Source organism: Salipiger sp. H15 (assembly GCF_040409955.1).
Lineage (GTDB): Bacteria > Pseudomonadota > Alphaproteobacteria > Rhodobacterales > Rhodobacteraceae > Salipiger.
Genome location: NZ_CP123386.1, coordinates 268878 through 294173, shown reverse-complemented (window position 1 = coordinate 294173; position 25296 = coordinate 268878). Strand labels below are relative to the sequence as shown.

The window sequence follows — 25296 nt, the reverse complement described above, 5'->3', positions numbered from 1 at the left end:
GTCTCGCTCTCCTTACGCCGGCATGATCTTGCAGAGTGTGGCCTTGGTCTCCTGCATCTGCGTGACGGAGTCGTAGCCATAGGTCTGCGCGGTGTTGGTGGATTCGCCGAGCACGATCGGGTCCGCCCCGTCGGGATATTTCGAGCGCAGGTCCTGCCCCTCGAAATAGCCGCCGAAGTGGAAGGGCATGAAGGCGACGCCCTCGCCCACCCGCGGCGTGACCATGGCCATGACCTTGATCCTGCCGCCCTCGGGGCCCTCGACCCAGACATCCGCCCCGTCACGCACGCCGAGGTTGTTGGCGTCGCGCGGGTTGATCTCGATGAACATGTTCTGCTGAAGCTCGGCGAGCCACGGGTTGGACCGCGTCTCGTCGCCGCCACCCTCGTATTCGACCAGTCGGCCGGAGGTGAGGATGATCGGGTAGTCCTTCGAGAAGTCGTTCTTCTGGATCGACGCGTAGAGGGTCGGCACCCGCCAGAAGGACTTGTCCTCGTAGGTCGGGTAGTCGGCCACCAGGTCGCGCCGGCTGGTGTAGAGCGGCTCGCGGTGCAGCGGGATCGGATCCGGGAAGGTCCAGACCACGCAGCGGGCCTTGGCGTTGCCGTAGGGGGCGCAGCCATGCAGGATCGCCACGCGCTGGATGCCGCCCGAAAGGTCGGTCTTCCAGTTCACGCCGCCGATCTGTTCGGCGAAGTCCGAAGGGTAGGGCCCGGTCTGCGACTGCTCGCCGACCTCGGTGTCGGTGCTCGGCCGCTCCTTGATGTAGCCGGCCACCCATTCGATCATGCCCCGCTCGTAGGCCGTCAGATCCTTGTCCCAGCCCATGTCGATCAGCATCTGCATGGTGAACTCGGGATAGCCGTCCTCGATCTCGGAGCCGACGGTGTACGAGCCCTCGGCCAGCAGGTTCTGCCCCTCGTATTCCACGCCGTAGCGGGCGCGGAACGGCAGGCCGCCGTCCTTCACGTGCAGCGACAGGTCGTAGAGGTTGGCCGAGCCCGGGTGGTTCATCTCGGGCGTGCCCCAGCAGGGCCACGGCATGCCGTAGAAGTCGCCATCCGCCGGGCCACCGACGGCGCGCAGCGTTGTGCGGTCGAAGGTGTGCTGGTTGGCCATGTGCATCTTGAGCCGTTCCGGCGACTGGCCGGTGTAGCCCACGGTCCACATGCCCTTGTTGAACTCGCGGGTCAGGTCCTCGATCAGCGGCTCCTCGCCATTCACCTCGATGTTGCGGAACATGCGATCCGCAAAGCCGAACTTGGTGGCGAACTTGTGCATGATGATGTGGTCGGGCAGCGACTCGAAGAGCGGCTCCACCACCTTGTCACGCCATTGCAGCGAACGGTTCGACGCGGTCACCGAGCCGGAGGTCTCGAACTGGGTCGAGGCCGGCAGCAGGTAGGTGTTGTCGGTCCGGTCGTGCAGGACGGCCGAGACGGTCGGATAGGGGTCCACCACGACCAGGAGGTCGAGCTTCTCCATCGCCGTCTTCATTTCCTTGAGGCGGGTCTGCGAGTTCGGGGCGTGGCCCCAGAACACCATCGCGCGGGTGTTGTCGGGCTGTTCGAGGTTCTCCTTGGCCTCGAGCACGCCGTCGATCCAGCGCGACACCGGGATGCCGGTGAGCTCGATCATCGCCTTGTCCTTGCCGTCCTTGCCTTTCAGCGTGGCAAAGCGGGACTTGAGCCAGTCGAGGTCTTCCTCCCAGACGCGGGCCCAGTGGGCCCAGGCCCCCGCGGTCAGGCCGTAGTAGCCCGGCAGCGTGTCGGCGAGAACGCCGAGGTCGGTCGCGCCCTGCACGTTGTCATGGCCGCGGAAGATGTTGGTGCCGCCGCCGGAGACGCCCATGTTCCCCAGCGCGAGCTGCAGGATGCAGTAGGCGCGGGTGTTGTTGTTGCCGTTGGTGTGCTGGGTGCCGCCCATGCACCAGATCACGGTGCCCGGACGGTTGTTGACCAGCGTCCGCGCGACGCGCTCGAGCTGGCTGCCCGGAACGCCGGTCACCCGCTCGACCTCGTCGGGGGTCCACTTGGCGACCTCGGGACGGATCTGGTCCATCCCCCAGACGCGGCTGCGGATGAAGTCCTTGTCCTCCCAGCCGTTCTCGAAGATGTGCCACAGCAGGCCCCAGACCAGCGCCACGTCCGACCCCGGACGGAACCGCACGTATTCGTCCGCGTGGGCGGCGGTGCGGGTGAAGCGCGGGTCGCAGACGATCAGCGGTGCGTTGTTCTGTTCCTTGGCCTTCAGCACGTGCTGCAGCGAGACGGGGTGCGCCTCGGCCGGGTTGCCGCCGATGATGAAGATCGCCTTGGAATTGTGGATGTCGTTGTAGGAGTTGGTCATGGCGCCGTAGCCCCATGTGTTCGCAACACCCGCAACGGTGGTCGAGTGGCAGATCCGAGCCTGGTGATCCACGTTGTTCGTGCCCCAGTAGGCGGCGAACTTGCGGAACAGGTAGGCCTGCTCGTTGCTGTGCTTGGCCGAGCCGAGCCAGTAGACCGAGTCAGGGCCGGAGCTGTCGCGGATCGACAGCATCTGGTCGCCGATCTCGTTGATCGCCTGCTCCCAGGAGATGCGCTGCCATTCGCCGCCCACCTTCTTCATGGGATACTTCAGGCGGCGCTCGCCATGCGCGTGCTCGCGCACCGAGGCGCCCTTGGCGCAGTGCGAGCCAAGGTTGAACGGGCTGTCCCAGCCGGGCTCCTGCCCGATCCAGACGCCGCCCTGCACCTCTGCCATCACGGTACAGCCGACCGAGCAGTGGGTGCAGACGGACTTGACCGTCTTGATCTCGCCGCCGGTGGCGGTGGCCGCGGTGGCCTGGGTGATCGTACCGCCGGTGGCGGCCACGGCCGCGAGGCCGCCGATCGCCAGACCGGACCCGCGCAGGAAGGCGCGACGGTCAACCGAGGTGTTGGCCACCTCGGAAAGGATACTTGCCCGCTGGGGGCGTCGCGCAACCCCGTTGGTCTTTTTCCTCAACATGTTTCTCTCTCCCATTGCGCGCTAGGCCCCCGCATGGTGCCTGGCTTGCTTGGTGTTGATCGGGTGCCTTGGACAGTCGGGCGTCACGCAACCAGTCGTCCTCGGCGGGAAGTGCCTCGTCCGGTCAGAACCGGGCGGCGGCGTAGTAGGCGCGGGTGTGCGCGGTGTCCTGCATCTTGTTCGACGTCAGGTCGGGCTCGGCGGCTTCCGCCTCGGTCCCGGTGCTGGTCGCCACGGCGACCGCCGCGAGCGGCGCTGCCGTCGAGGCCAGTTTCAGGAAGTCGCGGCGGCTGGTCGCCTCCTCGTCTTTCCTCGTCATCGAGAGACCTCCTCTCTCAGTTATGGCGGTTGCCCGCCCTTCTGCGGATCACTCCGCGCTCATCCGGAAGGCTTCGGTCTCGATCTCCATGAAGGCCCGGCCAAGACGGCCGACCGGGGCGTAGAAGACCGAGTTCTTGGCGCCTTCGAGATCCGAATAGAAATGGCTCGCCCAGGGGGCGATGTGCTTGTTGAAGAAGCTCTTCTGCTGGCCGACCGAGGCCGGCGTGCCGAAGCGGCCGGTGATCATCGCGCCCATCATCTCCATGAGGCTCGCAATGTTGTCCTCGGGCTCGAAGACGTTCTCGGCGCGGGCAAGGCCGCGCGCGGTCATGTCCTGGCGCAGCTGCGCCAGCGGCTTCTCGTTGAGGAATCCCGTCAGGTAGTAGGAGGCATAGGGCAGCAGCTCGCCGCGGCCGAGGCCGATGAACAGCCGGTTGTACTCGCTTTCCACCGCCTTCGGCTTCGAGATCTTCGCCACCTTGGCCAGCGTGGTCACCGCCTCGCCGATCGGGGTGGCGTCGCCGGTCAGCCCGGCGGTCAGGTCGATCAGCCCCTGGTCGGCGGGCCGGGCGAGGATCAGGCCGAGGAAGTTGTAGAGATCGGCCCGCAGGCGATCCTCCTCGGCGATCTTCGGGGCGGTCTGGGCTGCGGTCTGGGCGGCTGCGGTCATGTGGGTCTCGTCCGTCATCAGCTGGCGTCGAAGGAAAAGCGCATGCGGCGCGAACTGGCGGGCAGCGCGCTTTCCTCGGGCTCGGGGTCAAGTTGGGCGGTCTCTGCCGCCTGCGGCTCGGCGGGCTGCAGCGGCGGGATCACCGGCTGCGCCTCGATGGTCGGGCCAAGCGTCTCGGGCACGCGGATCGAGGCGGTGCCGGCGTCGGCGATCCCATGCGGCTCCTCGGCGGGCTCCTCCTCGGCGACGCTCAAGGTCTCGGGCTTCGGCGCTGCGATGTGCTCGAGATGCGCCAGCAGCCCCTTGCCGACCTGGTAGGTGGTGCGGAACTCGGAGGCGGGCGTCACGCCGGTGAAATCGGTGTCGTAGTCGTTCAGGCCGTCAAGGCAGGCCAGCACCGGGTTCGAGCGCCAGAGCGCGCGCAGGGCGCGGTTCTTCAGCCGCTTGGGCAGCTGCGACTGCAGGAACTTGCGCACCATCTCGCCGTCGGTGATCTCTTCGGGGACGGGCAGCCCGGCCTCGGCCAGCAGCTCCTCGTCGCTGCGCTCGGCAAGCTGGGCCTCGGTCTCGGCGCGGCGCGCGGTCTCCTGCGCCTCTTCCTCGGCGCGGGTCTCGGCCTCGACGGCGGCCTTCCTGCGGGACCAGAAATCCTTCACTGCAGCCTCCCTCTCTTCAGGGCGGGCGAGGCGTAGATGTCCGCGGGCTTGGAGATGCGCGGATCGCCGATGCCGTCCTGCTTGCCGTCCACCTTGGCACGATCCCGGCGGCGTTTCACGAATTCTTCGTCCTCGTGGTAGCGCTCGACGAAATCGCCGACCCAGGCCAGCAAGCCGGCGGGCATCGGCACCTTCTCGACGACGTCCTCGCCGCTGTCGCAGTAGTCCTGCGCCTCGTAGGGCGAGGCGGTGATCAGCACGATCTCGAAGGGGCGCTCGCCGAGGGTCTTGCGCATGACGACGTAGACCGAGGGCTCGCGGGCGGTGATTCCGTGCAGGTAAGCCTCGGTCTCGGCGCGGTAGAGCTCGAGCGAGAGGGTGGCGGCGTGATACTCGACGGCCTCGCCCTCGCGGCGCAGCTCGCGCCAGTCGGCCGGGCCGGCACCGGGCAGCACGGCAACGGCCCGCCAGGCCCACTTGGCCCAACGGGTGACACCGGGAGTACGGCGCAGGACCACGCCCACGGGCATGAATTGATCGGTGCTCGGATGACCTGTCACAGTGATGTATCCTTCCTCCCACCGTGATTGAAACAGGTAGGACGCATCGGGGAAGGGCCAATCTGTGCACGGCGGTATTCTGGGGCCGATGATGGACATTTTGGGTAGCCATGCAGGGGGGCAAAATGCGGCAGGGACAATCTGTCCAATCTGACTTTTTTGCTCTGGAACCGTGCCGCGGCGCGGCATGCGAATCACCCCGCACCGCGACGCTTCGTCCCGGCCCCCGTCGGCGGCTTTCCGCCCGAGGAATTGAGTTGTCGGAGGGTACGAATCGGGGCTAGCTAGACCCCTAACCGAGCGAAAAATGGCCCGGACCGGCGCCGTTCGCCAGGAAGGAAATCATGACCAAGACCTTGATAACATGTGATTGTATGGGCACGCAGTCCATCGAAGCCGAGGCGCTTGCCAAAGCCACGGGATTCGAGGTCACGCCGCCCTGCAAGGCGCTCTGCACAGCCCAGATCGAGCGCGCTGCCAAGGGATTGACGCAGGGGAATGTCGTCCTTTGCTGCACCCAGGAGAGCCGCACTTTCGAGGCCCTCGCCGAGGAGCTCGGGGTGGAGCCCGCGCCGCTGCTCGACCTGCGCGACCGCGCCGGATGGAGCGCCGACCGCGCGTCCAAACTACCCAAAATGTCCGCCCTCGCCGCCGAGGCCATGCTGCCCGCCGCGCCGGAAAAGACACTCGACGTGGTCTCCGAGGGGCTGTGCCTGGTCCTTGGCGCGCCCGATGTCGCGCTGGAGGCCGCGCAGCAGCTGGCCCCGCATCTCGGCGTGACGGTGCTGCTCGACAGCGCCGACGAGATGCCCGACACCCGCGCCTTCGATATGATCGCCGGCCGCCTGCGCAAGGCGCAGGGTGCGCTTGGCCAGTTCAAGGTGACGATCGACGCGCTGCGGCAGGTCGAGCCGGGCGGGCGCGGCGCCTTCACCCTGACCGAGCCGCGCGACGGCGGCGTGTCGCAGTGCGACGTGATCCTCGACCTGCGCCGCGAGCCGCCGCTCTTCCCGGCGCATGAGAAGCGCGAGGGCTACCTGCGCGCCGATCCCGGCCGCCCGCAGGCCGTCGCCGCCGCGATCATGGCCGCCTCGCACCTTGTGGGCACCTTCGAGAAACCGCTCTACGTGCGGCTCGACGCGCTGCTCTGCGCGCATTCGCGGGCGGGCAAGACCGGCTGCACCAACTGCCTCGACCTCTGCCCCACGGGCGCGATCTCGCCCGATGGCGAGCACGTGACCGTGGACCCGATGATCTGCGCCGGTTGCGGCGCCTGCTCCTCGGCCTGCCCCTCGGGGGCGATCAGCTACGACGCGCCGCCGGTCGATCTGACCATGCGCCGGGTGCAGACCCTCGCGAAGGCCTTCCTCGACGCCGGTGGACACGCGCCGCGCCTCATGGTCCACGACGCGCATGGGGCCGAGATGATCCGGCTCTCTGCCCGCCACGGCGACGGGCTGCCCGCCGACGTGGTTCCGCTGGAGATCCGCGCCATCGGCGCCTTCGGCCATGCCGAGACCGTGGCGGCCCTCGCCGCCGGGTTCGCCTCGGTGACCGTGCTGCCGGGGCCGGGCGCCGATCTGCCCGCGCTCGAGGCGCAGGTGGCGCTGTCGGACGCGATCGCCGGTGGCGGCCGGGTCACCCTGCTGCGGACCTCCGACCCCGACGCCATGTCCGCCGCGCTCTATGCCGAGGAGGCGCCCGCGCCGGTCGCCACCCCGGTGCGCCCGATGGGCACCCGCCGCCAGATCACCCGTCAGGCCGCCCGCGCGCTGCATCCCGGTGCCGAGACGCTGCCGCTGCCCGAGGGCGCGCCCTATGGCGCCGTGCTGGTGAACACCGACGCCTGCACGCTCTGCCTCTCCTGCGTGTCGCTCTGCCCCTCGGGCGCGCTTGGCGACAACCCGGACCTGCCGCAGCTGCGCTTCCAGGAGGATGCCTGCCTGCAATGCGGGCTCTGCGCCAACGTCTGCCCCGAGGACGCGATCAGCTACGAGCCGCGCCTGCTGCTGACCGAGGAGGCGCTTGGCCAGCGCGTGCTCAACGAGGAAGAGCCCTTTGCCTGCATCGAGTGCGGCACGCTCTTCGGGGTGAAGTCGACCATTGACCGCATCACCGAAAAGCTCCAGTCGCACGCCATGTTCAGTGGCGACAAGCTGCGGATGATCCAGATGTGTGACGACTGCCGGGTGAATGCGCAGTACCATGCGCAGGACAACCCGTTTGCCGCAGGCGAGCGTCCGCGTCCCCGGACCACGGACGACTACCTCAGCAAGCGGCGCGATCACTGAGCCAGAGCCACAGGGAGGCCCGAATGAGCGACGATTTCAACATGTCCATGCGCAAGTTCCTCAAGCAGGTGGGGGTAACCTCGCAGCAGGCCATCGAGGAGGCCATGCGCGGCAATGAAACCGCCGGGAAGACTTTCGCGGTGAAGGCCGTGATCACCATCGAGGAACTCGGCCTGACCCACGAGGTCACGGGCGAGATCAAGGGACAGGAGTAAACCTTGCCAGCGAGCAGAGAGGCGGTCCAGGCCGTCCTGAAGAGCGTCGCCGATCCGGTTGCGGGCGGCGACATCATGTCGAGCGGCGTCGTGCGCGCGCTGAACGTGGACGAGGCGGGCGCGGTGCGTTTCGTCATGGAAATCCCGCCCAGCCAGAGCGCCGCCTACACCAAGATCAAGGAACAGGCGGAAAGCGCGCTGAAGGCCACCGAGGGCGTTTCGGCGGTTTCCATCGTGATGACCGGCCACACCGACAAGGCGCCGCCGGAACTGAAGATGCGCAAGGCCGAGCCGCAGGGCCCGCAGCGCATCCCCGGGGTGAACCACATCATCGCGGTCGCCTCCGGCAAGGGCGGCGTCGGCAAGTCCACCGTCTCGTCCAACATCGCCTGCGCGCTGGCGCAGCAGGGGCGGCGCGTGGGTCTGCTCGATGCCGACGTCTACGGGCCGAGCCAGCCGCGGATGCTGGGCGTCTCGGGTCGTCCGGCCTCGCCCGACGGCAAGACCATCCTGCCGCTGCGCAACCACGGCGTGACCATGATGTCGATTGGCCTGATGACCAACGAGGATCAGGCGGTGGTCTGGCGCGGGCCGATGCTGATGGGCGCGCTGCAGCAGATGATGATGCAGGTGCAGTGGGGCGCGCTCGACGTGCTGATCGTCGACCTGCCGCCGGGCACCGGCGACGTGCAGATGACACTGAGCCAGAAGGCGCATGTGGACGGGGCCATCGTGGTCTCGACCCCGCAGGACGTGGCGCTGCTCGACGCGCGCAAGGGCATCGACATGTTCAAGCAGCTGCACGTGCCGATCCTCGGCATGATCGAGAACATGAGCACCCACATCTGCTCGAACTGCGGCCATGAAGAGCATGTCTTCGGCCATGGCGGCGTCGCTGCCGAGGCGGCGAAGCTCGGTGTTCCGCTGCTCGCCGAGGTGCCGCTCGACCTGCAGATCCGCCTCGCCTCGGACGGCGGCGCGCCGATCGTGGTCAGCCAGCCCGACAGCGCGCAGGCCAAGGCGTTCCACGACATCGCCTCGGCGCTGGTGGCGCAGGGGGTGGCATGAGCGCCGCCGAGCAGCTTGCCTTCCCGCCCCTGCTCTGGGGCGAGGAGGTGACGACCGATGCCTTCGACCATGCCTGCCAGCGCGCCCTTCTGGGCTGCGATGCCGGGCTCGTGGCCTACCGCATCAGCGCGGGCGTGCTCGAGGGGGCGCTGGTCTTCGCCCCCGAGGTGCCGCTCGGGCAAGCCATGGCGATGCTGCCGCTCTGCGGCGTCGGCTTCCAGAACGCGCTTGGCGTCATGGCCCCGCCCGAGGTCGCGGTGCACCTTGGCTGGGACGGCGGCATCCGGGTGAACGGCGCCGCCTGCGGGCGCTTCCGCTGCATGGCCGCCTCCGACGATCCGGCCGAGGTGCCGGACTGGCTGGTCATCGGCTTCACCCTGCCGCTCATCCCCGCCAGCGACCGCCCCGGCGACACGCCCGACCAGACCTCGCTCTTTGCCGAGGGCTGCGCCGAGGTCTCGCCGCCTGCGCTGCTCGAGGCCTGGGCCCGGCACACGCTGAGCTGGGTCAACCGCTGGGAGGACGAGGGCGGCCGCTCGCTGCACGCCGAGTGGCGCGCGCTGGCGCAGGACATCGGCGAGGAGGTCACGCAGGGCGGCCTGTCGGGCACCTTCCTCGGCGTCGACGAGGACTTCGGCATGCTGCTCCGCCACGGCGAGACCACCCACCTCATACCGCTCACCACGCTGCTGGAGCCCGCACCATGAAGCTCGCCCGCGCCATCCATTTCGACGAGAGCGACACCCGCGTCTTCGCCTCGCCCGCGCGCACCGGCGAATGGTGCATCTCGGGCGGGTTCGAGTTCTCCAACTGGACCGAGGGCGACCTGACCGGCAAGGCGCGTCAGGCCTTCGCCAACGGCTGGCTGGGGCTCGAGACCTTCGGCCGGGTGACCTTCGTCGCGGTGACCAATGCCGAACCCGCCGAGCTGCAGGCGCTGACCGACCTGCTGGCCGAGCATTTCGTCACCTACTACGGCGCGCCCTCGGTCGAGGCGGCGCGGCCGGTCGCGGCGGAGGAACTGGCGCAGATGGTCGAGCTCTGCGAGGACCACGCGCCCAACACGCTGCTCACCGTCGCGCGCGAGTTGACCGAGGCCGGCGTGCGCGAGAGCTACCGGGTGATCGAGGCCAGCGACGCCGGGCTCGAGCAGTTCGCCATCCACGGCTCGCTCGACGATCCGCACGATCACCACGGCCACTGACCCAAGCTGACCGGGGGGCGGGGCCGTGCTAGGCTCGCCCCCGACATGAAAGCCAAGACCCGCCCGATGACCACCGTCCGCCTGCGCCTGCTGATCCTTGCGCTTGCGCCGCTTGTCGTGCTGATGCCGCTGCTGCTGCTGCTCGGCATGACCCGCTGGACCGGGGATTACGACAAGGTGCTGGCAGCCAACGTGCAGAGCGACCTGCGCATCGCCGAGCAATACCTGTCGCAGCTCATGGCCCGCACCGGCGAGGAGCTGTCCGGCGTGGCGGGCTCGGTGGACTTTGCCGGATCCTTCGCCGATGGCGAGCCCGACCGGCAGTTCCTGCTCAGGAAGCGGTCCGAGCTGCGGCTCGACTTCCTCTACTACCTGCCGGCCGCCGAGGTGCCGCCCGCTGCCGCCGACTGGCCGGTGATCGCCGCCGCGGGGCAGGGGCGCGCCGAGACGGCGATCGACATCTTCCCGCCCGAGGCGCTGGCGGCGCTGCCGCGCAACCTTGCCGCCCGGGCGCGGATCGACCTCATCAAGACCCATGCCGCCGTCCCGACCGACCGCCGGGTCGAGGACCGCGGCATGGTGGTGCATGCCGCGAGCCCGGTGCGCCTGCCCGGCCACGAGGGCGTGCTGGTCGGGGGCATCCTGCTCAACAGCAACCTCGGCTTCATCGACGCGATCAACACGCTGGTCTACCTCAACCCGGTCACCGGCGGCGAGCGGCAGGGCACGGCGACGCTGTTCCTCGACGACGTGCGGATCTCGACCAACGTGCGGCTCTTCGAGGACGTGCGGGCGCTCGGCACCCGCGTCTCGGCCTCGGTCCGCCACGCTGTGCTCGACGAGGGGCGGACATGGCTCGACCGCGCCTTCGTGGTCAACGACTGGTACATCTCGGGCTACCTGCCGCTCAGCGACAGTTTCGGCAGGCGCGTGGGGATGCTCTACGTGGGGTTCCTCGAGGCCCCCTTTGCCGAGGCCAAGCGCGCCGCCTACCTGTGGATGATGGCCGCCTTCGCCGCGGTGCTGCTGCTCTCGGTGCCGGTGTTCCTGTGGATGGCCAAGGGCATCTTCGCGCCGCTCGAGCGGATGACCCAGACCATGCGTCGGGTCGGGCGGGGCAACCTCGCGGCGCGGATCGGCCCGGTCGGCACCCGCGACGAGATCGGCCAGGTGGCGGCGCATCTCGACGGGCTGCTCGACCAGGTGCAGGACCGCGACCTGAAGCTGCGCGCGTGGGCCGAGGAACTGGAGGACCGGGTGGACCAGCGCACCGCCGAGCTGCGCGAGGCCAATGCCAAGCTCGAGGAGACCTACCGCCAGCTGGTGATGAGCGAGAAGCTCGCCTCGATCGGCGAGATCACCGCCGGCGTCGCGCACGAGATCAACAACCCGATGGCGGTGATCCAGGGCAATGTCGAGGTGATCCGCATGGAGCTGGGCGAGGAGGCGGCGCGGGTCGAGACCGAGCTCGGGCTCATCGACCGGCAGATCACGCGGATGGAGGCGATCGTCGGCAAGCTGCTGAAATTCGCCCGACCCTCGGAGTTCTCGGACTGCGCCGAGACGGTCGATCTTGCGCCGGTGGTCGAGGATTCGCTGCTGCTGGTCGAGCACGCCCTCGGCAAGGGCGCCATCGAGGTCGAGACCGCGCTGCCCGCGCAGCCGCAGGTCGCCATCGACGCGGGCGAGATGCAGCAGGTGGTGATCAACCTCATCCTCAACGCCGCGCAGGCCATGGGCGAGACGGGGCGCCTGTCGCTGGCCCTCGGCCGCGAGGAGCGGGACGGCCGGGCGGGCGTCGCGCTCACGGTGACCGACAGCGGGCCGGGGATCGCGCCCGAGAACCTGCCGGCGCTCTTCGATCCCTTCTTCACCACCCGCCTCGGCGAGGGCACGGGGCTCGGCCTGTCGATCTCGCAGAGCATCGTGCAGCGCGCCGGGGGGCTGATCACCGCCGCCAATGCCGAGGGCGGTGGCGCGGTCTTCACCGTCTGGCTGCCCGCGGCGGCGTGAGGAGGGCGGTCCTCAGCCCCCCGTCATCCATTACGCGGCGGTCACCCGCACCGCCGAGAACTTGAACTCGGGGATCTTGCCGTAGGGGTCGATCGCCGGGTTGGTCAGGATGTTGGCCGCCGCCTCGACATAGGCGAAGGGCAGGAAGACCATGTCTGGCGCCACGGCGCGGTCCTCGCGGGCCATCACCTCGATCTCGCCGCGCCTTGTCTGCAGCTTCACCATGCCGCCCGGCGCGACGCCGAGCTTGCGCAGGGTCGAGGGGTGCAGCGAGCAGTTGGCCCCGGGCTCCACCGCGTCCAGCACCTTCGAGCGGCGGGTCATCGAGCCGGTGTGCCAGTGCTCGAGTTGCCGCCCGGTGGTCAGGATCATCGGGTACTCGGCGTCGGGCTGCTCGTCCGGCGGGATCACCGAGGCGGGGGTGAACTTCGCCCGGCCGCCCTCGCGCGGGAAGCCGTCGGCGAAGACGATGGGCTGGCCGGGATCCTCGGGAGAGAGCGAGGGGTAGGTGACCGCGTTCTCGCGCTCGAGCCGCTCCCAGGTGATGTTGTCGAGCGAGGGCATGCCGCGCTTCATCTCGGCGAAGATCTCGCGCGGGTGGGTGTAGCCCCAGCCGAGCCCGAGCCGCTGCGCCAGCTCGACGGTGATCTGCCAGTCCTCGCGCGCGTCGCCCGGCGGGGTGGCCGCGGCGCGGCCCATCTGCACCTGCCGGTTGGTGTTCGTGACCGTGCCGGTCTTCTCGTAGAAGGCGGCGGCGGGCAGGATCACGTCGGCGTAGTTGGCGGTCTCGGTAAGGAAGATGTCCTGCACCACGAGGTGCTCGAGCTTGGCGAGCGCGTCGCGGGCATGGGTCACGTCGGGGTCCGACATGGCCGGGTTCTCGCCGAGGATGTACATGCCGCGGATCGACCCGTCATGGACCGCGTCCATGATCTCGGTGACCGTGAGGCCCTTCTTGCCGCTGAAGTCGTCCGATCCCCAGATCTCGGTGAAGGCCGAGCGCACGCCGTCGTTGGTCACGTCCTGGTAGTCGGGCAGGAACATCGGGATGAGCCCCGCATCCGAGGCGCCCTGCACGTTGTTCTGCCCGCGCAGCGGGTGCAGCCCGGCGCCGGGCTTGCCGACGTTGCCGGTCATCAGCGCGAGGGAGATCAGGCAGCGCGAGTTGTCGGTGCCGTGAATGTGCTGGCTGACCCCCATGCCCCAGAAGATCATCCCCGCCTTGCCGGTGGCGAAGGTGCGCGCGACGTCGCGGACGGTGGCGGCGTCGATGCCGGTCAGGTCCTCGAGCGTCTCGGGCGCGAAGCCGGCGAGGTGCTGCTTCTCGCGCTCCCAGTTCTCGGTGAACTTGTCGATGTAGCCCTGGTCGTAGAGCCCTTCCTCGACGATCACCGACATGATCGAGTTGAGCAGCGGCACGTCCGCGCCGGGGCGGAACTGCAGCATGTGCGAGGCGAAGCGCTTCAGCGCATGGCCGCGCGGGTCCATGACGATGAGCTTGCCGCCGCGCTTGGCGAACTGCTTGAAGAAGGTCGCGGCGACCGGGTGGTTCTCGATCGGGTTGGCGCCGATGACGATGGCGACGTCGGCGTTCTCGATCTCGTTGAACGTGGCCGAGACCGCGCCCGAGCCCACGTTCTCCATCAGTGCCGCCACCGAGGAGGCGTGGCAGAGCCGGGTGCAGTGGTCGACGTTGTTGTGCCCGAAGCCCTGCCGGATCAGCTTCTGGAAGAGGTAGGCCTCCTCGTTGGTGCACTTGGCCGAGCCGAAGCCCGCCACCGTCTCGCCGCCCTGGTCGCGCAGCCGCGCGAGGCCGCCGGCGGCGAATTCCATCGCCTCGTCCCACGAGGCCTCGCGGAAATGGGTGAAGGGGTTGGCGGGATCGACGTTGAGGCCCTTTTCCGCCCCGGCGAGGCGGATCAGCGGCCGGGTGAGCCGGTGCGGGTGGTGGATGTAGTCGAAGCCGAAGCGGCCCTTGACGCAGAGCCGGCCTTCGTTGGCGGGGCCGTTGATGCCCTCGACGTATTTCACCTTGCCGTCCTTCAGCTTCAGCGAGACCTGGCAGCCGACGCCGCAGAACGGGCAGACCGACTGCACCGCCTCGTCGAAGTCGCGGCTGTCGCCGTGCTGCTCGGCGTCCACCACCGTGGCGGGCATCAGCGCGCCGGTCGGGCAGGCCTGCACGCATTCGCCGCAGGCGACGCAGGTGCTGTCGCCCATGGGGTCGTTCATGTCGAAGGAGGGGAAGGCGTCGTGGCCGCGGTCCGCCATGCCGATCACGTCGTTCACCTGCACCTCGCGGCAGGCGCGGACGCAGAGGTTGCACTGGATGCAGGCGTCGAGGTTGACCCTCATCGCGACATGGCTGTCGTCGAGCAGCGGGATGCGGGCCTTTTCCATCGCGGGGAAGCGGCTCTCGCTGACGCCGGTCAGCTCGGCCATGTCCCACAGGTGCGAGCCGCGGTCATGCGCCTCCGCGCGGGCGGGCTGGTCGGCGAGCAGCAGCTCCATCACCATCTCGCGCGACTTCTTGGCGCGGGCGCTGTCGGTGGTCACCTTCATGCCCTCGGCGGGCGCGCGGCAGCACGAGGCGGCCAGCGTGCGCTCGCCGTCGATCTCGACCATGCAGGCGCGGCAGTTGCCGTCGGGCCGGTAGCCCGGCGCATCCTTGTGGCAGAGGTGCGGGATCGAGGTGCCGAGCCGCTTGGCGACCTGCCAGATGGTCTCGCCGGGGAAGGCGCTGACCTCCTGCCCGTCGAGGATGAAGGAGGTCTGGGGAAGGTTCGATCCGTCAGCCATGGCGTTCAGCTCCGGGGGTCAGGGTCTTGGGCAGGTCGGCGGGGCGTCCTGCGATGGTCCGGTGCCGGACCGCGCCCGCCTGAGCGGCGGGCGGGCGCAATCCGGACCGATGCGCGCGGTCGTGGGAGAGGGAGGGGCGCGCGCGCATCATTTCACTTCCTCCGGGAAATGCTTCATCACCAGCCGGATCGGGTTCGGCGCGGCCTGCCCGAGGCCGCAGATCGAGGCGTCGGTCATCACCTGGCAGAGGTCCTCGAGCAGCTCGCGGTCCCAGCTCTCGGCCTGCATCAGCTTCACCGCCTTCTCGCAGCCGACGCGGCAGGGAGTGCATTGCCCGCAGCTTTCCTTCTCGAAGAACTTCAGCATGTTGAGCGCCGCGCCGCGGGCGCTGTCCTGGTCCGAGAGCACCACCACGGCGGCCGAGCCGATGAAGGTGCCGTGCGGCTGCAGCGTGTCGAAATCGAGCGGCACGTCGCCCAGCGAGGCGGGCAGCAGCCCCGAGGAGGGACCGCCCGGCTGGTAGGCCTTGAAGGTGTGGCCCTCGGCCATGCCGCCGGCGGCCTCTATGAGGTCGGTGATGGTGCTGCCGGCGGGCAGGACGTAGACGCCGGGCCTGGCGACGCGGCCGGAGAGCGAGTAGCTGCGCATCCCCTTGCGGTCGTTGCGCGACACCTCGGACTTGATGGCGTGGCCCTCGCGGGCGATGCGGCCGATCCAGTGCAGCGTCTCGACGTTGTGCACCAGCGTCGGCTGGTTGAAGATCCCCACCTGCGCCACGAAGGGCGGGCGCAGCCGCGGCATGCCGCGCTTGCCCTCGATCGACTCGATCATCGCCGACTCTTCGCCGCAGATGTAGGCCCCGGCGCCGCGGCGCAGGTCGATGAAGCCGGGAGGGGCGATGCCCGCGGCCTCGAGCGCGGCGATCTCCTTGTGCAGGATGTGGTGGATCGCCGGGTACTCGTCGCGCATGTAGATGAAGCAGGTCTGCGCCTCGACCGCCCAGGCCGCGATCAGCATGCCCTCGAGCATCAGGTGCGGCGTGCGTTCGAGGTAGTAGCGGTCCTTGAAGGTGCCGGGCTCGCCCTCGTCGCCGTTCACGGCAAGGTAGCGCGGGCCGGAGTTGGCGCGCACGAAGGCCCATTTCTTGCCAGAGGGGAAGCCCGCGCCGCCCATGCCGCGCAGCCCGGCCGAGAAGATTTCTTCCTGCACCGTCTCCCACTGGCCGCTCTGCCGCAGCGCCAGCAGCTTGTCGTAGCCGCCGCCCGCCCGGTAGGCCTCGAAGCCCTCGTAGGCGGGGATCACCGGCTCGAAGTCGCCCTTGTCGAGCGCGGCCCGGATCTTGGCGGGCGTGGCGTGGTCGACGTGCAGGTGGCCGATCTCGACCGTCGGGCCGGTGTCGCAGCGGCCCATGCAGGGCGCGCGCAGCACGCGGATTTTCGCGGGATCGTGCCCGGCGGACAGCGCATCGAACAGTGCCTCGGAGCCGGCCATCTCGCAGGAAAGGGAGTCGCAGACGCGGATGGTGAGATCGGGAGGCGGCGCCTCGCCCTCCTTCACCGGGTCGAAATGGGCGTAGAAGGTCGCGACCTCCCAGACCTCGGCCATGGAGATGCGCAGCTCCTCGGCCAGCGCGCGCAGGTGGGCGGCCGAAAGGTGGTGATAGCGGTCCTGGATGAGATGCAGGAATTCGATCAGCAGGTCGCGGCGGCGCGGACGGTCGCCGAGCAGCGCCCGAACCTCGTCCCAGGCGCGGTCCTCCAGCTGGCGGCCCTTGGGCGTGGCTCGCCCCTTGCCGCCTTTCCGGCCGGATTTCCAGATCCCCTGCTGCTGATCCAGCGCCATCAAATGCCTCCCTGTCGCGTCGGTGGGTATCCGTTCTTGCAGCCTGAGGTGATTGCCGGTCAATATCGCTGTGCCGTCAAACGATTGAGAAACTCTATCGAAAAGCGCAAGCGGAGGATGGACAGCGCCGGGCCGTCTGGTATGCAGATCGCATGGACTGGGATCAGGAACTCGATGCGCGCGGGCTGCTCTGCCCGCTGCCGGTGCTGAAGGCGCGGAAGCGCCTGCAGGGCATGGACCGTGGCGAGGTGCTGCGGATGGTCGCAACCGATCCCGCGGCGGTGATCGACGTGCCGCATTTCTGCGGCGAGGCCGGGCACGAACTGGTCGGCTCGGCCGACGAGGGCGAGGCGCAGGTCTACCTGATCCGCAAGGGCTGAGGCCCGGCTCAGACCAGCCCGAACGAGGCGTAGGGGATGTAGCGTACCGAGGTGCCGGGGCGCACGTCGACCTCGCCGTCCGGCAGTTCCACCAGCCCGTCCGCCCAGGACAACCCGCTGATCCGGCCCGAGCCTTCCGAGCCGAAGACCTCGGCATGGCCCGAGGCGTCGAGCCGCGCCCGCAGGTACTCGCGGCGGCCGGGCTTCTTGCGCTTCTCGAAGGCGGCGGGGACGGTGAAGCCCTGCGGCTCGGTCCAGCCCGCGCCCGAGAGCAGCGACAGCGCGGGGCGGGCGAAGACCAGCGCGCAGACCAGCGCCGCGACCGGGTTGCCCGGCAGGCCGAAGACCGGCACGCCCTCCCACATGGCCAGCGCCAGCGGGCGGCCCGGTTTCAGCGCGATGCGCCAGCTCGACAGCGTGCCGCGCGACCGCAGCAGCGCCGAGACATGGTCCTCGTCCCCCGCCGAGGCGCCGCCCGAGGTGAGGATCACGTCGGCCTCTCGTGCGCCCTCGTGCAGGCGCTCGGCGATCGCTTCTGCGCTGTCCCGCACATGGCCGAGGTCCACGGGCTCGTAGTGCCAGCCCTGCGCCAGCGACAGCAGCATGGGGCGGTTGGCATCCCAGATCTGGTGCGGCGCGGCGGGCAGGTCGGGGGCGGCGATGATCTCGTCGCCGGTCGAGAGCACGCCGACGCGCAGCGGCCGGTGCACCGGCAGTTCGGCGATGCCGAGCGCCGAGGCGAGCGCGAGGTCCGGCGCGCGCAGGCAGCGGCCCTTCGGCAGGGCGGGGTCCCCGGCAGAGACGTCCTCGCCGGCCTTGCGGGTGTTGGCGCGCGGCTTGATCGGCCCGTCGAAGACCACGGTGGTGCCGTCGGTGCTCGTGTCCTCTTCCAGCACCACGGTATCCACCCCCTCGGGCAGGATCGCGCCGGTCAGGATGCGGATCGCGTGGCCCGGCGGGACGGCGTGCGGATAGGGCTGCCCGGCGGCGGCGCGGCCCGCGACCAGCGGCAGGCGCTGGATGCCGGACCCGGTGGCGGCATGGGCAAAACCGTAACCGTCGACGGCGGAGTTCGGCATCGGCGGGTTCGAGCGCCTTGCGGCCACGTCGGCGGCCAGCACCCTGCCCGCGGCGCGGGCGGTGGCGATGCTGGTGACCCCGGTCACCGGGCGCAGCGCGGCGCGCAGCTTGGCCAGCGCCTCGTCCACGGGCACCCAACTCACGCCCTGCGGCATGGCGAAACAGTCGTCGCGCAGGCGGGGCGGAATGAGGTCTCCGGCGGGGGCGAAGGCCTTGCGCGCGGCGCGTTCGATCTCGGCCTCGTGGCCAAGGCCGAGGATCCAGCCCTCGACCGGGTCGCCCTCGCGGGTCATCGCCTCGAGCGCCGCGGGGGAGAGCGCCCGAAGCGCCCCGGCGAGGATGCGCACCTGCGCGCGGTCCCTGATCTCGTCCGGTTCCGCCAGCGCGGCGACGGTGCCCGCGACGAGCGAGGGGAAGAGCTCGACCAGCGTGATCGGCGCGTCGCGCGTCTCGAAGGGGCGCACGGCGATGTCCGGCCCGAAGCGGTCGCGCAGCGAGTGAAGCCGGGCGATGCCGAGCAGCGCCTGCGAGCCGACCGAGCCCGTCGTGTAGAGCTTCCAGCAGGGCTGGGTGGTCTTGACGTGATCCTCGCAGGCGCGGCGTTCGGGAAGGCCATGGCCGTCGCGCGCGGTGCCCTTCGCGGGCAGGCGGGGATCGTCGAAGCTCTCGGGGCAGCCCCAGAACGGCCCGGTGCCGGGGAAGAGGTCGTTGAGCTCGGCGGCCACGCGGAAGCGGTTGTTGGCATTGTCCGGCGCGTCCTTGATGCGCGCGGCCAGCGCCTGCCACAGCGCCAACGGCTCGGAGGAGCCGCAGACCGCCTCGGCAAAGCCGCCGGGGTAGGCGAAGGGGAAGTCGAAGCCCGCCAGCACCCGCCGCCCGGCGTCACGCTCTTGTTCGAAGAGGGCGGAGAGGGTCTGCGTCGCATCCTCGCGGGTGCGGTGGTAGCTCGTCTCGACCGCGTCGCCGCGCGCGATGCCGATCCAGATTGCGTCCTTGGACGGCTTGGCGGGCGAGGGCGAGGATGCCCCCGACCAGTCCACCACCACGATCGTGTCAAAGCTCACAGCCCCACCTCGCGCAGGATGAAATCGGCGATGGCCGCGGTATCGTCGAGGTGGAAGCGGGGCAGGGCGGTCGCGACGTCACTGTCGGCGGCGACGGCACGGATGCTGGCATTGGCGGGCGAGAGCAGCGGGCGGCTGGTCTCGGCCCGGTGCGCCTCGACCTTGGGATGCGGCGCGGCCTTGTAGCCCTCGATCAGCACCAGATCGACGGGGCTCAGTTTCTCAAGGAGGTCGGAAAGCGGCGGCTCGGGCGCGTCCCGCAACTCGCGCATCAGCGCCCAGCGGTGCGGCGAGGCCAGCAGCACCTCCTGCGCCCCGGCCTGCCGGTGGCGGTAGCTGTCGCGGCCGGGCTGGTCGACGTCGGCGCTGTGATGCGCGTGCTTGACGGTCGAGACCGTGAAACCGCGCCCGCAGATCTCGGTCACCAGCCGCTCCATCAGCCCGGTCTTGCCGCAATTCTTGCTGCCGGTGACACCGTAGATCCTCATGAGGCGAGCGCCTGCGCCCGCGCCAGATCCTCGGGCGTGTTGACGTTGAAGAAGGGATCGAAGGGCTCGGCCGGGAACATCGCCTCGCCCGCGCCATGCGCATCGGTCCAGAGCACCACCTTGCGCAGGCCGTCTTCCAGCGCGGCGCGCAGGTCGCCCCGCAGCGAGACCGGCCAGAGACCGAAGGTGGGATGCCGGTTGATCCGCTTGCCGCCGCCGGATTTCAGCGCCTCCTCGCTTGAGCGCGGCGTGCAGGCCAGCGCCAGCAGGTGCGGCGCGTCCTCGGCGGCGAGCAGCAGGCGCGGCACCAGATCGCAGGGGAAGAAGGGCGTGTCGGCGGCGACGGTGACGATGCTGTCCGCGCCCTGCTCGGCAGCCCAGTCAAGCCCGGCGAGCACGCCGGCGAGCGGGCCGGGGAAGCCGGGGATCGTGTCGGGCAGCACCGGCAGGCGGTAGCGGTCAAAGCGCGCGGCATCGCCGTTGGCATTGAGCGCGACGTCCGCCACCTGCGGCTCGATGCGGTCGATGACGCGCTTCAGCAGGGGCTCGCCGCCGATCTCCAGCAGGCCCTTGTCGCCGCCGCCCATGCGCGTGGCGAGGCCCCCGGCGAGGATCACCCCCAGCGGCTGCTGCAGCGGGCGGTTCATTCTGCGGCCTCATCGGCGGATTTGCGGCGCGACTTGCGGTCCTCCTCGGGGATCGAGGCGGGATCGACATCGCGCACCAGTCGCTCTTCGCCCGACAGGCACACGAAGCGCTGCCCGCGCATCCGGCCAATGAGCGTGAGGCCGACCTGCCGGGCGATCTCGACCCCCCAGGCGGTGAAGCCCGAGCGGGAGGCGAGCACCGGAATGCCCATCAGCGCGGTCTTGATCACCATCTCGGAGGTCAGGCGGCCGGTGGTGTAGAGGATCTTGTCCTCGGCCCCCAGCCCGTGCCGGAACATGAAGCCCGAGATCTTGTCGACCGCGTTGTGCCGCCCGACATCCTCCATGTAGACCAAGGGCTTGTCCTGCCGGCAGAGCACCGTGCCATGGATCGCCCCGGCCTCGAGATAGAGCGAGGGGGTGGTGTTGATCTCTTTCGCAAGGGCATAGAGCCACGACGTGCGGACCTCCGCCTGCGGCAGGGTCAGCCCGTCGAGCCCTTCCATCATGTCGCCGAAGACGGTGCCGACGGCGCAGCCCGAGGTGCGGGTCTTCTTCTGCACCTTCTCCTCGTAGGAGGTCTCGCGCTCGGTGCGGACCACCACGGTTTCGATCTCGTCGTCGTAGTCGACGCCGGTCACCACGTCATCGGCGCGCAGCATCCCCTGGTTGCGCAGGAACCCCAGCGCCAGGTATTCCGGGTAGTCGCCGATCGTCATCGCGGTGACGATCTCCTGCCTGTTGAGGTAGATGGTGAGCGGGCGCTCCTCGACCACCGAGATCTCGGTGGCGGCGCCGGTCTGGTCGGTGCCCGAGATGCGCCGGGTCAGGCGCGGGTCGGTGGGGGTGGGAAGCACGGGAAACTCGGGCATGCGGATGATCTTGCGCCTCCTCTGGCCTGCGCGTTGGGCATCTTGTAACCTGCGCCGGGGAGTTTCAAGGGGACGAGGATGCTTGGGTACGTAACGGGGCTGCGTCGCGGCGAGGTCGATGTACTGATGCGCGAGGTGGCGGAGCGCCTCCGCGCCGAGGGCGTGCCGCTCGCCGGCGCGGTGCAGCACAACGTCGAGACCGGGCCCGCCAGCAAGTGCCACATGGACCTGCAGGTGCTCAGCGGCGCGGACGTGGTGCGCATCAGCCAGGATCTCGGCGCACTGTCGCGCGGCTGCCGGCTCGACCCGCAGGGGCTCGAACGGGTCGTCGGGCTGGTGAGCGCGGGGCTGCAGAAGGGCGCGGCGCTGCTGCTGGTCAACAAGTTCGGCAAGCAGGAGCTGGGCGGGCGCGGCTTCCGCCCGGTGATCGGCGAGGCGATCTCGTCCGGCGTGCCGGTGCTGGTGGCGGTGAACGAGGGCAACCTCGACGCCTTCCTCGCCTTTGCCGAGGATCTCGCGGAAGCCCTGCCGACGGACGTCGATGCGGTGACGGACTGGTGCCGCGCGCGGATCCGCGAGGCTCAGGCGGCCTGACGGCTCAGAGCCAGATCGTCGCGCAGCGGTTGCCGCTCTCGGCGATGATCTTCGCGCCCGCGCCGAGCGCGATCTGCAGCATGGCGCGGTTGTCGTGGGAGAAGGTGGCCTCGACCGTCTCGATTCCCATGTCGCGGGCGTGGCCGAGCGCGGCGCGGAACAGCTGCCGACCGTAGCCGATGCCCTGGTAGGCGTCCTCGACCGAAAGCGCGATCTCGGCATGGGCCCTGCCGACGCGGTAGAGTTCGAGCACGGCGCGCGTCGCGCCATCGGCCTCGAGCCCCAGCACGAGGTTCGGGCGGCAGGACTCGGCGCGGCGCTTCAGCCACTCGTCGCCGACCCGGCTGTGGAAGCGGCTGCGGATCGCGGCGGCGCTCAGGCGTTTCCAGTGGCCATAGAGCAGCGCAGCCGCCCGGGAAACGGATCCCTCGGTCGTCACTTCTGTCAGCACTGCCTCTGCGGTCGCCATGGCTCATCCTTTCTGCACCGGCGGTGAGATAGGGGCGGGCGGACCGTCGCACCACCGACAATTCGGAGATCCTGCCATGCGCGATGGTCATAACGAAATCGCGAGCGGCCCGTGATCGGATGCGAAAATGCCGGGGTTGATTAATCCGACTAATTTTGTCATGAAATAGAAGCCAGCATCGTGCCAGCCTGAAATTTCGAAAATCGGCGACGGCGACGCGCAGGGCGTCCCGGAACATCGGAGGCGAAGATGGCAGGTATTCAGGCAGCACGCACCACGGGGGCCGGCGCATGAGCGGGGCAGGGCACGGTCCCTGCGGCAGGGGTCCGGTCGGCCCGTCCGACCTCACCGGGCTCGGGCAGACCGATCTCGTGGTGCTGATGATCGCGCGCTACTTCTTCCAGTCCTTCGCCCATCCCGGGACCGAGGGCTGGGTGCGCGCCATTTCGGGGGCCGAGCAGGTGATGGGGCGCGAGGCCGGGCCGCAGGTGGTCTGCGCGGTGCTGCGCGCGGTGCAGCAGATGCGCAGCGCACGGCGCAACCATTTCCACTTCTCGAACCCCGACTGCCCCGGCTGCGCGGCAAGGCTCTGCGGCCACGAACGGCTGTTCCTCAACGTCTTCCGCTCGGTGCGCCGGGGCCGGATGGCCGATGCCGAGGCGCATGCGATGATGCTCTGCGAGGGCAATCCGGCCGAGGGGCTGGTCGCGGCGATGGCGGATCTCTGTGTCGCGCTGCCCACTGCGCCGGTGCGCCCTTCGGCCGAGCGCCAGGCGCTGCACTGAGCGCGCGGCGCGCTCACCCCTTCGTTGCGGCGCGGAACCAGTGGACGATGTCGCGGCGGGCGCCCGGGTCCATCTGGATGGCGTTGGGCGGGGGCATGGCGTGGCTGGCGCCGGCCTGCAGGAAGATGAGCCGCGCGTGTCGGGCGACGTCGGACTGGGTCTCGAGCACCACGCCCTTGGGCGGGTGGTGCAGCCCGTCCCACGAGGGCTCGCGCGCATGGCACATCGAGCAGTTGCCGATCACCGCGTGGTAGGCGTCCTCGAAGCCGGCGGCGGAGGCGAACTTCTGCTCGGCGGCGGTGAGGGGCCGGGCCTCGGCCTCCTCGTACGTGTCCATCATCGGCGCGGTCGAGAGCCAGGCGATGGCGATGAACAGCAGCGCGGTCACGACCCAGGTCCAGTAGGGCGTACCCTTGCGCGCGTGCATGGAGTTGAAGAAATGCCGGATCGTCACGCCCATCAGGAAGACGAGGCAGGGGATGATCCAGGCGTAGTCGGTGGCGAAGGCCAGCGGGTAGTGGTTCGACAGCATCAGGAAGACCACCGGCAGCGTCAGGTAGTTGTTGTGCGTCGAGCGCAGCTTGGCGATCTTGCCGTATTTGGGATCGGGGGTGCGGCCGTTCTTGAGGTCGTCCACCACGATGCGCTGGTTCGGCATGATGATGAAGAAGACGTTGGCGGTCATGATCGTCGCGGTGAAGGCGCCGAGATGCAGCAGCGCCGCGCGGCCGGTGAACACCTGGTTGTAGCCCCAGGACATCGCCACCAGCATGGCAAAGAGCAGCAGCATGAGCAGCGTCGGCCGCTCGCCGAGCGGCGACTTGCAGAGCCGGTCGTAGACCAGCCAGCCGACGGTGAGCGACAGCGCCGAGATCACGATGCCCTGGAAGAGCGAGAGCTCCATCTTCGTGGGATCGAGCAGGAAGAGCTCGCCCCCGGCCCAGTAGACGATCATCAAGAGCCCCGCGCCCGAGAGCCAGGTGGCGTAGCTCTCCCACTTGAACCAGGTGAGGTGGTCCGGCATCGCCTCGGGGGCGACGAGGTATTTCTGGATGTGGTAGAAGCCGCCGCCGTGGACCTGCCACTCCTCGCCATGGGCGCCGACGGGCAGGTGCGGCACCTTGCGCAGCCCGAGGTCGAGCGCGATGAAGTAGAAGGACGAGCCGATCCACGCGATCGCGGTGACCACGTGCAGCCAGCGCACGGCGAAGCCGAGCCAGTCCCAGATGATGGCAAGATCCTGCATGCCCGTCTCTCCCTGATGCGATGCTGCGCGCCAGCCTAGGCCGCGCGTGATTATTCTGCTATCTCCGGCATCACCTTAGCAGTTTCAAGATTTACCGAACAATGTCCTACCTCGACAACATCCGCACCTTCGTCCGTGTCTACGAGTTGGGCAGCATGTCCGCCGCGGGGCGCGATCTGCGCATCTCGCCGGCGGTGACCTCGGCGCGAATCTCGCAGCTCGAGGAGCATCTCAACGTGCGGCTCTTCCAGCGCACCACGCGCAACCTCACCCCCACCGAGCAGGGCCGTGCCTTCTACGGCGGCGCCCGCGAGGTGCTCGAGGCGCTGGAGGCGGCCGAGGCGCAGGTGGCGCAGCTGACCGACAGCCCCAAGGGCTCGCTCTACGTCGCGGCGCCGCTCGGGGTGGGGCGGCGGCTGATCGCGCCGCAGGTGCCGGGGTTCCTCAAGGAATACCCCGAGGTGCAGATCCGCCTGCGCCTGTCGGACCGCAAGGTGGATCTCACGACCGAGGGGCTGGATCTGGCCTTCTTCCTCGGCCAGCCCGAGGACAGCACGCTGCGCATGCGCAAGATCGCCGACGTGGAGCGGGTGCTGGTGGCCGCGCCCTCCTACATCGCGCGGCGCGGCAATCCCACGTCGGGAGAGGCGCTGATCGCGCACCGGCACGAATGCCTCAACCTGCGCTTTCCCGGCGCGACCGAGTTCCAGTGGCGGCTGCGCACGCCCGAGGGGCCGAAGCGCTTCGCCGTCTCGGGGCGCTACGAATCCGACGATGGCGACGTGTTGACCGACTGGGCGCTGGCCGGCGAGGGCATTGCGCTCAAGCCGGTCTTCGAGGTGGCCGAGTACCTGCGCAGCGGCCGTCTGGTGCCGGTGGCCGGGGACACGCCGCCCGAGCCGATCCAGATGGCCTGCCTCTTCACCCATCGCAAGGGACAGGACCCGAAGACCCGGCTCTTCATGGATTACATCACAGACCGCATCGGCGCGGCGATCCGGCTGGCCGAGCAGCGTGCGGCGGAAAGCGGGCGGTAGGAGC

General features: G+C 69.4%; 23 protein-coding genes. 10 read left to right on the top strand and 13 right to left on the bottom strand.

Annotated features, from left to right (window positions below):
* Positions 1–12: 12 nt before the first annotated feature.
* The 5 genes from PVT71_RS23925 to PVT71_RS23905 form a co-directional block, all read right to left on the bottom strand.
* Positions 13–2991 carry a formate dehydrogenase subunit alpha gene (locus tag PVT71_RS23925; RefSeq protein WP_353475637.1) on the bottom strand — a complete coding sequence of 993 codons (2979 nt, stop codon included), beginning with the start codon at positions 2989–2991 and terminating at the stop codon, positions 13–15.
* Positions 2992–3115: 124 nt separating this feature from the next.
* Positions 3116–3310, bottom strand: a complete 195-nt coding sequence (locus PVT71_RS23920) for a twin-arginine translocation signal domain-containing protein (protein WP_353475636.1) — start codon at positions 3308–3310, stop codon at positions 3116–3118.
* A gap of 48 nt (positions 3311–3358) precedes the next feature.
* On the bottom strand, positions 3359–3982 hold the full coding sequence (locus PVT71_RS23915; RefSeq protein WP_353475635.1) for a molecular chaperone TorD family protein: 624 nt from the start codon (positions 3980–3982) through the stop codon (positions 3359–3361).
* A 17-nt stretch (positions 3983–3999) separates the two neighbouring features.
* Positions 4000–4638 (bottom strand): DUF3306 domain-containing protein, encoded by a 639-nt coding sequence (locus PVT71_RS23910; protein ID WP_353475634.1) that lies wholly within the window; start codon positions 4636–4638, stop codon positions 4000–4002.
* Entirely contained in the window at positions 4635–5168 is a 534-nt protein-coding gene (locus PVT71_RS23905; protein ID WP_353475970.1) for a DUF3305 domain-containing protein, read from the bottom strand. The genes PVT71_RS23910 and PVT71_RS23905 overlap by 4 nt, the downstream gene beginning before the upstream one ends.
* 374 nt (positions 5169–5542) lie before the next feature.
* On the opposite strand from PVT71_RS23905, the gene PVT71_RS23900 reads away from it, so the two are divergent.
* The 6 genes from PVT71_RS23900 (at position 5543) to PVT71_RS23875 (ending at position 11989) form a co-directional block, all read left to right on the top strand.
* Entirely contained in the window at positions 5543–7489 is a 1947-nt protein-coding gene (locus tag PVT71_RS23900; RefSeq protein ID WP_353475633.1) for a 4Fe-4S binding protein, read from the top strand.
* 23 nt (positions 7490–7512) lie between these two features.
* Positions 7513–7704: a DUF6494 family protein gene (locus tag PVT71_RS23895; protein WP_353475632.1), complete on the top strand. Its 192-nt coding sequence runs from the start codon at positions 7513–7515 to the stop codon at positions 7702–7704.
* A 3-nt stretch (positions 7705–7707) separates the two neighbouring features.
* Entirely contained in the window at positions 7708–8772 is a 1065-nt protein-coding gene (apbC, locus tag PVT71_RS23890; protein ID WP_353475631.1) for an iron-sulfur cluster carrier protein ApbC, read from the top strand.
* Complete coding sequence (locus tag PVT71_RS23885) at positions 8769–9479, top strand: DUF4444 domain-containing protein (protein ID WP_353475630.1); 711 nt, start codon at positions 8769–8771, stop codon at positions 9477–9479. Before apbC ends, PVT71_RS23885 begins: the two co-directional genes overlap by 4 nt.
* On the top strand, positions 9476–9976 hold the full coding sequence (locus PVT71_RS23880; RefSeq protein ID WP_353475629.1) for a DUF6505 family protein: 501 nt from the start codon (positions 9476–9478) through the stop codon (positions 9974–9976). The genes PVT71_RS23885 and PVT71_RS23880 overlap by 4 nt, the downstream gene beginning before the upstream one ends.
* Positions 9977–10042: 66 nt before the next feature.
* Positions 10043–11989, top strand: coding sequence for a cache domain-containing protein (locus tag PVT71_RS23875; protein ID WP_353475969.1), 1947 nt, complete (start codon positions 10043–10045; stop codon positions 11987–11989).
* A 30-nt stretch (positions 11990–12019) separates the two neighbouring features.
* Here PVT71_RS23875 and fdhF read toward each other — a convergent pair whose 3' ends face one another.
* The gene (gene fdhF / locus PVT71_RS23870) at positions 12020–14788 is read right to left on the bottom strand and encodes a formate dehydrogenase subunit alpha (protein WP_353475628.1); all 2769 of its coding nucleotides are present in this window, start codon (positions 14786–14788) and stop codon (positions 12020–12022) included.
* A 147-nt stretch (positions 14789–14935) separates the two neighbouring features.
* On the bottom strand, positions 14936–16630 hold the full coding sequence (locus tag PVT71_RS23865) for an NAD(P)H-dependent oxidoreductase subunit E (RefSeq protein ID WP_353475627.1): 1695 nt from the start codon (positions 16628–16630) through the stop codon (positions 14936–14938).
* 152 nt (positions 16631–16782) lie between these two features.
* Here PVT71_RS23865 and PVT71_RS23860 point away from each other — a divergent pair, with 152 nt between their 5' ends.
* On the top strand, positions 16783–17010 hold the full coding sequence (locus PVT71_RS23860) for a sulfurtransferase TusA family protein (protein WP_353475626.1): 228 nt from the start codon (positions 16783–16785) through the stop codon (positions 17008–17010).
* A gap of 8 nt (positions 17011–17018) precedes the next feature.
* Here PVT71_RS23860 and glp read toward each other — a convergent pair whose 3' ends face one another.
* From glp to PVT71_RS23840, 4 genes are read right to left on the bottom strand one after another with little or no spacing between them, the layout of a single operon-like run.
* Entirely contained in the window at positions 17019–19154 is a 2136-nt protein-coding gene (glp, locus tag PVT71_RS23855) for a gephyrin-like molybdotransferase Glp (protein ID WP_353475625.1), read from the bottom strand.
* Positions 19151–19642, bottom strand: coding sequence for a molybdopterin-guanine dinucleotide biosynthesis protein B (gene mobB / locus PVT71_RS23850; protein WP_353475624.1), 492 nt, complete (start codon positions 19640–19642; stop codon positions 19151–19153). The genes glp and mobB overlap by 4 nt, the downstream gene beginning before the upstream one ends.
* Positions 19639–20289, bottom strand: coding sequence for a molybdenum cofactor guanylyltransferase MobA (gene mobA / locus PVT71_RS23845; protein WP_353475623.1), 651 nt, complete (start codon positions 20287–20289; stop codon positions 19639–19641). The genes mobB and mobA overlap by 4 nt, the downstream gene beginning before the upstream one ends.
* Positions 20286–21161 (bottom strand): formate dehydrogenase accessory sulfurtransferase FdhD, encoded by an 876-nt coding sequence (locus tag PVT71_RS23840; protein WP_353475622.1) that lies wholly within the window; start codon positions 21159–21161, stop codon positions 20286–20288. Before PVT71_RS23840 ends, mobA begins: the two co-directional genes overlap by 4 nt.
* Before the next feature lie 78 nt (positions 21162–21239).
* Here PVT71_RS23840 and PVT71_RS23835 point away from each other — a divergent pair, with 78 nt between their 5' ends.
* Complete coding sequence (locus PVT71_RS23835; protein ID WP_353475621.1) at positions 21240–21755, top strand: DUF2478 domain-containing protein; 516 nt, start codon at positions 21240–21242, stop codon at positions 21753–21755.
* A 4-nt stretch (positions 21756–21759) separates the two neighbouring features.
* On the opposite strand, the gene PVT71_RS23830 is transcribed toward PVT71_RS23835, so the two are convergent.
* On the bottom strand, positions 21760–22224 hold the full coding sequence (locus PVT71_RS23830; protein WP_353475620.1) for a GNAT family N-acetyltransferase: 465 nt from the start codon (positions 22222–22224) through the stop codon (positions 21760–21762).
* 290 nt (positions 22225–22514) lie between these two features.
* Here PVT71_RS23830 and PVT71_RS23825 point away from each other — a divergent pair, with 290 nt between their 5' ends.
* Positions 22515–23009, top strand: a complete 495-nt coding sequence (locus PVT71_RS23825; protein WP_353475619.1) for a hypothetical protein — start codon at positions 22515–22517, stop codon at positions 23007–23009.
* Between the two features lie 13 nt (positions 23010–23022).
* Here the strand turns inward: PVT71_RS23825 and PVT71_RS23820 are convergent, their stop codons facing one another.
* Positions 23023–24255 carry a urate hydroxylase PuuD gene (locus tag PVT71_RS23820; RefSeq protein ID WP_353475618.1) on the bottom strand — a complete coding sequence of 411 codons (1233 nt, stop codon included), beginning with the start codon at positions 24253–24255 and terminating at the stop codon, positions 23023–23025.
* A 101-nt stretch (positions 24256–24356) separates the two neighbouring features.
* Between PVT71_RS23820 and PVT71_RS23815 the strand changes: the two genes are divergently transcribed.
* On the top strand, positions 24357–25292 hold the full coding sequence (locus PVT71_RS23815) for a LysR family transcriptional regulator (RefSeq protein ID WP_353475617.1): 936 nt from the start codon (positions 24357–24359) through the stop codon (positions 25290–25292).
* The last annotated feature ends 4 nt before the right edge of the window (positions 25293–25296 follow it).